The organism is Streptomyces cinereospinus, from assembly GCF_042430725.1.
Taxonomy (GTDB): Bacteria; Actinomycetota; Actinomycetes; order Streptomycetales; family Streptomycetaceae; genus Streptomyces; species Streptomyces cinereospinus.
Window position 1 is genome coordinate 1 of record NZ_JBHMCY010000130.1, and the last position, 8613, is coordinate 8613.

The 8613-nt window shown below is 71.5% G+C and carries 8 protein-coding genes, 1 tRNA gene and 1 other RNA gene; 9 read left to right on the top strand and 1 reads right to left on the bottom strand.

Annotated elements, in window-relative coordinates; translation table 11 throughout:
* The 7 genes from ACFF45_RS34630 to ACFF45_RS34660 all read left to right on the top strand — a co-directional run.
* Positions 1-490: IS701 family transposase (locus tag ACFF45_RS34630; protein ID WP_381350977.1), on the top strand; the 490-nt coding region annotated here is incomplete at its 5' end.
* 327 nt (positions 491-817) lie between these two features.
* Positions 818-1339, top strand: coding sequence for a hypothetical protein (locus tag ACFF45_RS34635; protein WP_381350978.1), 522 nt, complete (start codon positions 818-820; stop codon positions 1337-1339).
* 85 nt (positions 1340-1424) lie between these two features.
* Positions 1425-2117, top strand: coding sequence for a class I SAM-dependent methyltransferase (locus ACFF45_RS34640; RefSeq protein ID WP_381350979.1), 693 nt, complete (start codon positions 1425-1427; stop codon positions 2115-2117).
* Positions 2114-2956 carry a bifunctional DNA primase/polymerase gene (locus ACFF45_RS34645; RefSeq protein WP_381350981.1) on the top strand — a complete coding sequence of 281 codons (843 nt, stop codon included), beginning with the start codon at positions 2114-2116 and terminating at the stop codon, positions 2954-2956. The genes ACFF45_RS34640 and ACFF45_RS34645 overlap by 4 nt, the downstream gene beginning before the upstream one ends.
* 2 nt (positions 2957-2958) lie before the next feature.
* Positions 2959-4434, top strand: coding sequence for an AICE element replication initiation protein (locus ACFF45_RS34650; protein WP_381350986.1), 1476 nt, complete (start codon positions 2959-2961; stop codon positions 4432-4434).
* Between the two features lie 440 nt (positions 4435-4874).
* Positions 4875-5108, top strand: a complete 234-nt coding sequence (locus ACFF45_RS34655) for a helix-turn-helix domain-containing protein (protein ID WP_371556133.1) — start codon at positions 4875-4877, stop codon at positions 5106-5108.
* Positions 5109-5187: 79 nt separating this feature from the next.
* Complete coding sequence (locus ACFF45_RS34660; RefSeq protein ID WP_381350982.1) at positions 5188-6465, top strand: tyrosine-type recombinase/integrase; 1278 nt, start codon at positions 5188-5190, stop codon at positions 6463-6465.
* Between the two features lie 62 nt (positions 6466-6527).
* On the opposite strand, the gene ACFF45_RS34665 is transcribed toward ACFF45_RS34660, so the two are convergent.
* A tRNA-Ser gene (locus tag ACFF45_RS34665) sits at positions 6528-6615 on the bottom strand.
* A gap of 72 nt (positions 6616-6687) precedes the next feature.
* On the opposite strand from ACFF45_RS34665, the gene ffs reads away from it, so the two are divergent.
* Positions 6688-6786: signal recognition particle sRNA small type (gene ffs, locus ACFF45_RS34670), an RNA gene on the top strand.
* A gap of 82 nt (positions 6787-6868) precedes the next feature.
* The coding region (locus ACFF45_RS34675) for a DNA polymerase III subunit gamma and tau (protein WP_381350984.1) at positions 6869-8613 on the top strand (1745 nt) is incomplete at its 3' end.

The window sequence follows — 8613 nt, forward strand, 5'->3', positions numbered from 1 at the left end:
CTACCCCGAAACGGCCCGGACGGTGAAGAAGCTGGTCGTCGAGGCCGGCAAGCAGGCTGCGAAGCCGGTGCAGTGGCGGGAAGGCTCCCGGCCCGGCAGCGGCCGCAGCGGCCTGAAGCGCATGTACTCCCGGTTCGTGGCGCTGCGGATCCGGCCAGCCGGACGCGAGATCCGCAAGAACGCCGACGGCCCGGAACTGCCCGTGCGCTGGCTGCTGGCCGAATGGCCCGCCACCGAGCCCGAACCCGTCCAGTTCTGGCTGTCCAACCTGCCCGCCGACACCCCGCTGTCCACCCTCGTGCGCACCGCGAAACTCCGCTGGCGCATCGAGCACGACTACCGCGAGATGAAACAGGCCCTGGGCCTGGCCCACTTCGAAGGCCGCACCTGGCGCGGCTGGCACCACCACGTCACCCTCGTCTCCGCAGCCCACGCCTTCTGCACCCTCCAGCGCATCACCCGGTCCCCAAAAGAGACGGCGCCGGCCTGAGCCTCTACCGGGTCACCCGCGAACTGCAGCGACTCCTCGCACTCTGGACCGGCGCCTGCCCCACCTGTCACCGCGACATACCCAAACTAATACCAACCTGACCAAGCCCTACTAGTGCTTGTCGCTTGTCACCCGTCCCGCACGCCTACCTCTTCCCGGGGTGTCGTGGGGGTCGGAAACGGCTTGTGAGCTGCAAGGCGACAAGCGACAAGACAAGGAAGGCGACAAGACAAGCGACAAGCCGCACGACAAGGCAGACGACAAGCAGGCACGGGCAGCCACCGCACAGCGCGGCGGCTGCCCGCCGCATTTCGAAAGGACCCCGTTGTGCACCCCGACACCCCGCACGAGAGCGCCCCCGACCCCATCCGCCCGTACCCGCGGCTGACGGATGCCGAGGCCACCGAAGAGGCCCGCCGGATCATCGCCGACGCCTACCGGCCCGTGCCGCACGTCCCGACCGCGTACCGCGACACCACCCCGCTGCCCGCCTACGGCAGCACCCCGCCCGTGCCCCAGCCGGACCACCGGATCGTGCCCGCGTGGGCCGCCGGGACCGCGGTCGTCGGCATCGGCGCCGGCGCCGGATGCGTCGGCATCGGGTGCGGCATCTGGCTCGCCTGCCAAGGATTCGCCGCCGTGACCCTGACCAGCGTCCTGTTCATCACCCTCCCCATTGCAGCCATCGCCGCGGTCGCCGCCGCTATCGGGTCGGCCGTCCGCTCGATCAAGGCCACCCACACCACGACGCACCACCACTACGCCGGCCCCGTCCGGCAGCAGAACAACGCCATCACCGCGCCCGCCTACGGGCTGATCGCCCGCAACCGCAACGAACTGCGCGGCTGACACGCCAAAGGCGGCCCCCCTCTCGCCAAAGAAACGGGGCCGCCCTTGTCTCCAGTCCTCAACAGACCTGTGGAGGTCTCCCAGCATGACCCAACCGACTGCCTTCCGGCGAGTGCCCGGCCGCCGGCCGCGCCTGCTCGACGTGTACTGCTGCCAGGGCGGCGCCGGCAAGGGCTACGACGACGCCGGGTTCGACGTGACCGGCGTCGACAAAGACCCCCAGCCCCGCTACCCCTTCCGGTTCATCCAGGCCGACGCCATCGCGTTCATCCTCGAGCACGGCGCGGAGTTCGACTTCATCCACGCCTCCCCGCCCTGCCAGCACGACAGCGAGTGCCAGCGCATCCAGTCCAACGACCATCCCGACCTGATCGCCCCCACCCGCACGGCACTGGAGACGGCCGGACGGCCGTGGGTCATGGAGAACGTACGGGGTGCGGTGCCCAAGCTCCGCGCCCCGGTGATGCTGTGCGGGCAGATGTTCCGGCTCGCCAACTACCGGCACCGGTTCTTCGAGACCGGCGGAGGCTTGACCCTCGCCCAGCCGGACCACCCCGCGCACCTGGTGCCGCAGGCGAAGATGGGCCGCCCTGTCCCGCCCGGGCACTACGGGCAGTTCGTCGGCAACTTCTCCGGCGTTCCCCTCGCCCGCCGGGTGCTGGGGGTGCCGTGGATGAACCGCGACGGCATCCGCGAGTGCATCCCCCCGGCCTACGCCGAGCACATCGGCCGCGCCGCCCTCGCCCAGCTCGCCCCCGCGTGGGAGGTGGCGGCATGAGCCCGCTTCCCAGCCTCGTGCACACCGCCCTGAGCCTGGCCGACGCCGGGGTGCCCGTGCTGCCCCTGCGGCAGGGCAAGGTCCCGTTCGGCAACTGCCCGACGTGCGCGGACAACGCGTGCGGCGGCCGGCCGAACATGAAACTCCCGGGCCCCTGCTACTGCCCCGGCGTGTGCCACGCCTGGGCCGCCGCCACCGCCGACCCGGCCGTCATCACCTCGCCTCCGTGGCGGGCGGCGTGGGATCGGGCGGTGTGCGTCGGCTACCACCCCGGCGGCGCCGGACTGACCGTCCTAGACCTGGACGACGCCGACGCCATCGCATGGGCCCGCACTGCCCTTCCCGCAACGCGGATCGTGGCGACGACGCGCGGGGAGCACTGGATCTACCGGGGCGTCATGACGTCCCGCAACGCGGTCCGGCCTGGGGTGGACGTCAAGTCGTCCATGTCCTACGCCCGCCACCTCGGGCCCGGCACCGGCCGCATGACCGACCTGCCCGACGCCGTGCGCACGCTGGTCAAGCCGCCCGCGGCCCGGCCGGCGTCGCGTGTCGTCAGCGTGCTGGCGGGGCGCGGGGGCGGGGAGTGCCCGCACCGCACACCCGCCTACCTGGAGCGCGGCGTTGCCATGGCGGTGCAGCGCATCACCGACGCCCGCGCCGCGGTGCACGCAACGGTTTATCGGACGTTCCTCGCCGTGCTGTCGACGCACGGCCGCTGCGGCTGCCTCACCGAAACGCACGTCGCCCGGCTGTTCACCGCCGCGCAGGCCAAGGGCGAAAGCCCGCGGCACTGCACCGACGCGTGGGCCAACGCCCTGACCACGTTGGGACTGTGACCGTGTCCGACGACGAGAAGAACCCCGCCCGCAAGGTCATCACCGACTACGCCCAATCGCACTTCCGGTACTTCCGCACCGTGGACGGGACCGTGTACGCGCAGCGCACCGGCCACCCGGTGGCCCGTCCGATCCGCTCCCAGGGCACGACCGGCAGTCACCGGCAGGAACTCATGGTCGGCCTCTTCCGTGACGGGGTCGGCGTCTTCAACGGAACCGCCCTCAAGGAGGCACTGGACTTGATCGAGGCACTCGCCCTCACCGAGAAGGTGCAGCCCACGCACATCCGTGTGGCCCCCGGTTTCGACGGGGCTACCTGGCTCGACCTCGGCCGGGACGACGGCCGCTCCGTCCGTATCCACCCCACCGGGTGGGACATCCGCATCCCCGACCCCGAAGAGGTGTGCTGGCGGCGCACCCAGCTCACCGGGGAACTCCCGGTGCCCGCTAAGGACACCAACGGCAAGGGCATCGACCTGCTGATGCGGCTGTGCAACTTCGCCGACGCCAAAACCGAGGCCCTGGCCATCGCGTGGCTGATCGGCTGCCTGGAGCCGTCCGTGCCCGTCCCCGCCCCGTTCCTCACCGGTCCGCAGGGCGCCGGCAAGTCCACCGGCGGGCGGATGCTCGTGCGGATCATCGAGGGCATGACCGGCGACCTGCGCCGCGCCCCCAAGGACGAAGAGAACATGATCACCGCTGTTGCGGCCGGATGGATCACCGCCCTGGACAACCTCTCCCACCTGCCCCCGGACCTGTCCGACCTGATGTGCTGCGTCATCACCGGAGCCGAGAGCATCAAGCGCGCCCTGTTCACCGACGGCGACGTGGTCCGCTCCCGCTACCGGCGCCCGATGCTGCTGACCGGTATCGACGTCGGTGTGATCCGCCCCGACCTCGCCGAACGGCTCCTCACCCTGCGCCTGGAACGCCCCCGGGTGCGGCGCACCGAGGCGGAGCTGTGGGCCGAGTACGCCGAGATCCTGCCCGTCGTCCTCGGCTCCCTGCTCGACCTGACCGTGAAGGTCCGCGCAGTGCAGGCCGAGACTCCTACCGATCTGCGGATGGCGGACTTTGCGCACCTGTGCGCGCAGCTCGACGCGGCCACCGGCTTCGGGACGCTGGAGGCGTACCGGGCCAGCCTGGACGACCTCAACGACGACGTCATTGAGGGGGACCTGCTGGCGCAGACGGTCCTCAAGCGCGCGGAGGAACTCGCCCCGGGTGAGGACGTGCGGATGACGTCGGCGGAGTGGCTGCATGCTCTGAGCACCCTCTACAGCGGCGAGGAATGCCGCCCGCTGCCCAAGGGGTGGCCCACCACCGGCAAGGTGCTCTCCGACCGGCTGCGGCGCATCCAGCCCACCCTCGCCGCGCGCGGCGTCCTGGTCGACTGGGGGCGCACCAGCGCCGCCCGCTACATCGAGATCACCCGCCAGGCCCCGCCCCCGCCGCCCGCACAGCAGACCGCCTTCTGACCGCCCCCCCCGGGCGAGCGGACAAGCAAGAGGAGCACGCCCCGCCCGGGGAGGTGCTCCTCTTGCCGTTCGGCGCGACAGCGCCCTGCAAAGGTCGCGCCGCGAAGCGGCCCGTTCTTCAAGCCCTGAGCGGCGTAAAGACCACAGAACCACCCCTTCTTTTTCCTAAGTAGGGAAGACCTGCGTCACTGCGTCACCACAGGCCCGACACACGGCCGATGGCCTGCGGCGACAGCCGATGACGCAGACGGCGAAACCTGCGTCATCCCCCGTCACCAGCGTCACCCCATGACGAGCACCCGCGTCATCCGTGACGCAGAGCCCGCACCGCTGCGTCACAAGAACCCGCAGGTCAGACGCCTGATTGACGCACGTGACGCGATGACGCAGAAATCCCCGCTTCGGACAGCACAGGCCACCCCGCCCCTAGGAGATCTCGCGTGAGCATCGCCAGCGTGGAAATCGTCCGACCGGCTGAGGCCAGGGATCTGGCCCCCGTTCTCCTGACCGTCGAAGAGGCTGCCCGATGCCTCCGCATCGGCCGCACTACCTGCTACGCCCTCATCCGCACCGGAGAGCTGGAGTCCCTGACCATCGGCGGACTCCGCCGTGTCCCTGCGGACGCCCCGGCCGCCTATCTCGCCCGGCGCCGGGCCGAGCAGCAGGCCGCCTGACCAAGCCCACTTGGAGCGCCGCCCCGCACGCAGGGCGGCGCTCCTGTCTGACCACCTCGCACCCACCGGAGGACTGCCAATGGCAGAAGAGAAGCGCACCCGTCGGGCCAACGGTGAATCGGCCATCTATCTAGGCAAGGACGGACGGTGGCACGCCCGTGTGCCCATGGGCTACAAGGACGACGGAACGCCCTACCGCCGACATCTCACGCGCCCCACGCGCAAAGACCTGGTGGACGAGGTCCGACGCCTGGAAAAGCAGCGGGACGAAGGTTCCGCGCGCCAGCCCGGCAAGCCGTGGACAGTGGCGAAGTGGCTTGAGCACTGGGTCGAGAACATCGCCCGGCCCGTCGTAAGCGAGAACACGTACGACGGGTACGAGGTGGCAGTCCGTGTGTACCTGGTGCCGGGCATCGGCCGGCACCGCATCGACCGCCTGGAGCCCGAACACCTGGAGAGCCTTTACCGCCGGATGCAGAGCGCTGGCAGCAAGGCCGGCACCGCCCACCAGGCTCACCGGACGGCCCGCACGGCTCTGGGGGAGGCGGTGCGGCGTGGCCACGCAGCGAAGAACGCTGCTGCGCTCGCGAAGCCTCCCCGGATGGAAGAGGACGAGACGGAGGTGGAGCCCTACTCGGTCGATGAGGTTCAGCGTCTCCTGCTCGCAGTGAACAAGCGCCGGAACAGCGCCCGCTGGATGCTGGCCCTGGCGCTCGGGCTGCGACAGGGCGAGACGCTCGGACTGCGGTGGTCTGACGTGGACTTGGACAACGAGTACTTGAAGCTGCGCCGGAACCGGTTGCGCCCGAAGTACGAGCACGGGTGCGGTGAGACGGCGCCGTGCGGCCGGAAGGCCGGCTACTGCCCGGCACGGGTGCAGGTGCGCCGTGAGACGAAGAACACAAAGTCACGGGCCGGGCGTCGCGCCGTGCCGCTCCCGGGCCCGCTGGTCGTGATGATCCGCGCTCACAAGGAGGTGCAGGCCGGGGAGCGCGCGGCGGCCGGGAACCTGTGGACCGAGTCGGAGTACGTGTTCACCAAGCCGTTGGGCGGGCCGCTCAGCCCGAACACGGACTACCACGACTGGAAGCGGCTGCTGGAAGACGCCGGCGTGCGGGATGGGCGTCTGCATGACGCGCGGCACACCGCGGGCACCGTGCTGATGCTGCTCGGGGTCCCGGACCGGGTCATCGACCAGATCATGGGGTGGGAGCCGGGAGGCGCCGCCCGGATGCGGGCGCGGTACCTGCACGTGACCGATCCCATGCTCAAGGAAGCGGCCCGGAAGATCGAGCGCGCCATCTGGGGAGCGCCGGAAAATCCCGCTGTGGACAAAGACCAGGACAACGAGGCGTAGGGACAACGCCGAAGGGCCCCACCTCGCGGTGGGGCCCTTCGACATCGTACCCGGTGAGGCACTGGCGGAGGATACGAGATTCGAACTCGTGAGGGGTTGCCCCCAACACGCTTTCCAAGCGTGCGCCCTAGGCCTCTAGGCGAATCCTCCGCCGGAAACATTACATGACCGAGAGCAGTGCTCGCGAACTCGTTCCCGCACCTCAGCATCGGGTAGGCTGTGCGAAGCCCCTCACGCGGCGCTATCTGACTGAACTCCCCCAGGGCCGGAAGGCAGCAAGGGTAGGTCGGCTCTGGCGGGTGCGTGGGGGGCGCTTGCGTTCGCGCGGGGCCCAAGATCCCCCCGGGCCGCCCGGGATTCGGGGCGGGGCCTGTTGTCGGTGGGCGCCTATAACCTCGTAGGCGTGTCGTCTCTCGCGCTCTACCGCCGCTACCGCCCGGAGTCCTTCGCCGAGGTCATCGGGCAGGAGCATGTCACCGACCCGCTGCAGCAGGCGCTGCGGAACAACCGGGTCAATCACGCGTACCTGTTCAGCGGTCCGCGTGGGTGCGGGAAGACCACCAGCGCACGCATCCTGGCCCGGTGCCTGAACTGCGAGCAGGGCCCGACGCCGACTCCCTGCGGAGAGTGCCAGTCCTGCCGCGACCTCGCGCGCAACGGCCCCGGCTCGATCGACGTCATCGAGATCGACGCCGCTTCGCACGGTGGTGTGGACGACGCCCGTGAGCTGCGGGAGAAGGCCTTCTTCGGCCCGGCGAGCAGCCGGTACAAGATCTACATCATCGACGAGGCCCACATGGTCACGTCGGCCGGTTTCAACGCGCTCCTCAAGGTCGTCGAGGAGCCGCCGGAGCACCTGAAGTTCATCTTCGCCACCACCGAGCCCGAGAAGGTCATCGGGACGATCCGGTCGCGTACCCATCACTACCCGTTCCGGCTGGTGCCGCCCGGGACGCTGCGGGACTACCTCGCCGAGGTGTGCCAGAAGGAGGACATCCCCGTCGACGACGGCGTCCTGCCGCTCGTCGTGCGGTCCGGCGCCGGATCCGTGCGTGACTCCATGTCCGTCATGGACCAGCTGCTCGCGGGCGCCGGCGCGGACGGTGTGACGTACGCCATGGCCACCTCCCTGCTGGGCTACACCGACGGGTCGCTGCTCGACTCCGTCGTCGAGGCGTTCGCCACCGGGGACGGGGCCGCCGCCTTCGAGGTCGTGGACCGCGTGATCGAGGGCGGCAACGATCCCCGGCGGTTCGTCGCCGACCTGCTGGAGCGGCTGCGGGACCTCGTGATCCTCGCGGCGGTGCCGGACGCCGTGGAGAAGGGGCTTATCGACGCCCCCGCCGACGTGCTGGAGCGGATGCAGGCCCAGGCCGGCACCTTCGGCCCCGCCGAGCTGAGCCGCGCCGCCGACCTCGTCAACGAAGGCCTGACCGAGATGCGCGGCGCCACCTCGCCGCGCCTCCAGCTGGAGCTGATCTGCGCGCGCGTGCTGCTGCCGGCCGCGTACGGCGACGAGCGGTCCGTGATGGCCCGCCTCGACCGGCTGGAGCGCGGCGTGCACTTCTCCCCGGGGGCCGGTACGCCCGCCATGGGGTACGTGCCGGGCCCCGGCGCGCACGCCGACACCCCCGCGGGCACGGCCCTTCCGCCGGGAGGCGGGGCCGCGGCGGCCAGGGCTGCCGTGCGGGGCGCTCACGGTGGTGGCGGCGGTGCCTTCGAGGCGACGGGTGCCGCCATGTCCGGAGCCCACGGGGCCCCCGGAGCCCACGGAGCCCACGGGGCACGTGGGGCCGCCGGAGGCTCGGTAGCGGCCGGTGGTGCCCATGGTGCCGCCGGTGCTCAGGGCGCGGTCCCCGGTGCACCGGCGGTGCAGGGCGCCCCCGGCCACCCCGGCGCGTCCAGCCACCCCGGCGCGCCCACCGGCCCGAACGCCCCCCTCCCGCCCGGCGACCAGCAGAACGACGTACGCCCCGCCCCGCACGGCGCTCCCACGCCGCCTCCCGGCGCGGGCGAACCCACCCAGCAGCCCCCCACGGCCCCCGCGCCGACACCGACGGCCTCCCAGGCCCCCGCCCCGGCCGCCGCCGCCCCCGGCGCCTGGCCCACCGCGGCCCCCGCCGGTTCGGGGGCCGCCGGCCGGCGGCC

Bases quoted from the DNA above. Each gene is read 5' to 3' on its own strand.
- ACFF45_RS34640 (WP_381350979.1), top strand. From the start codon at position 1,425: ATGACCCAACCGACTGCCTTCCGGCGAGTGCCCGGCCGCCGGCCGCGC.
- ACFF45_RS34645 (WP_381350981.1), top strand. From the start codon at position 2,114: ATGAGCCCGCTTCCCAGCCTCGTGCACACCGCCCTGAGCCTGGCCGAC.
- ACFF45_RS34660 (WP_381350982.1), top strand. From the start codon at position 5,188: ATGGCAGAAGAGAAGCGCACCCGTCGGGCCAACGGTGAATCGGCCATC.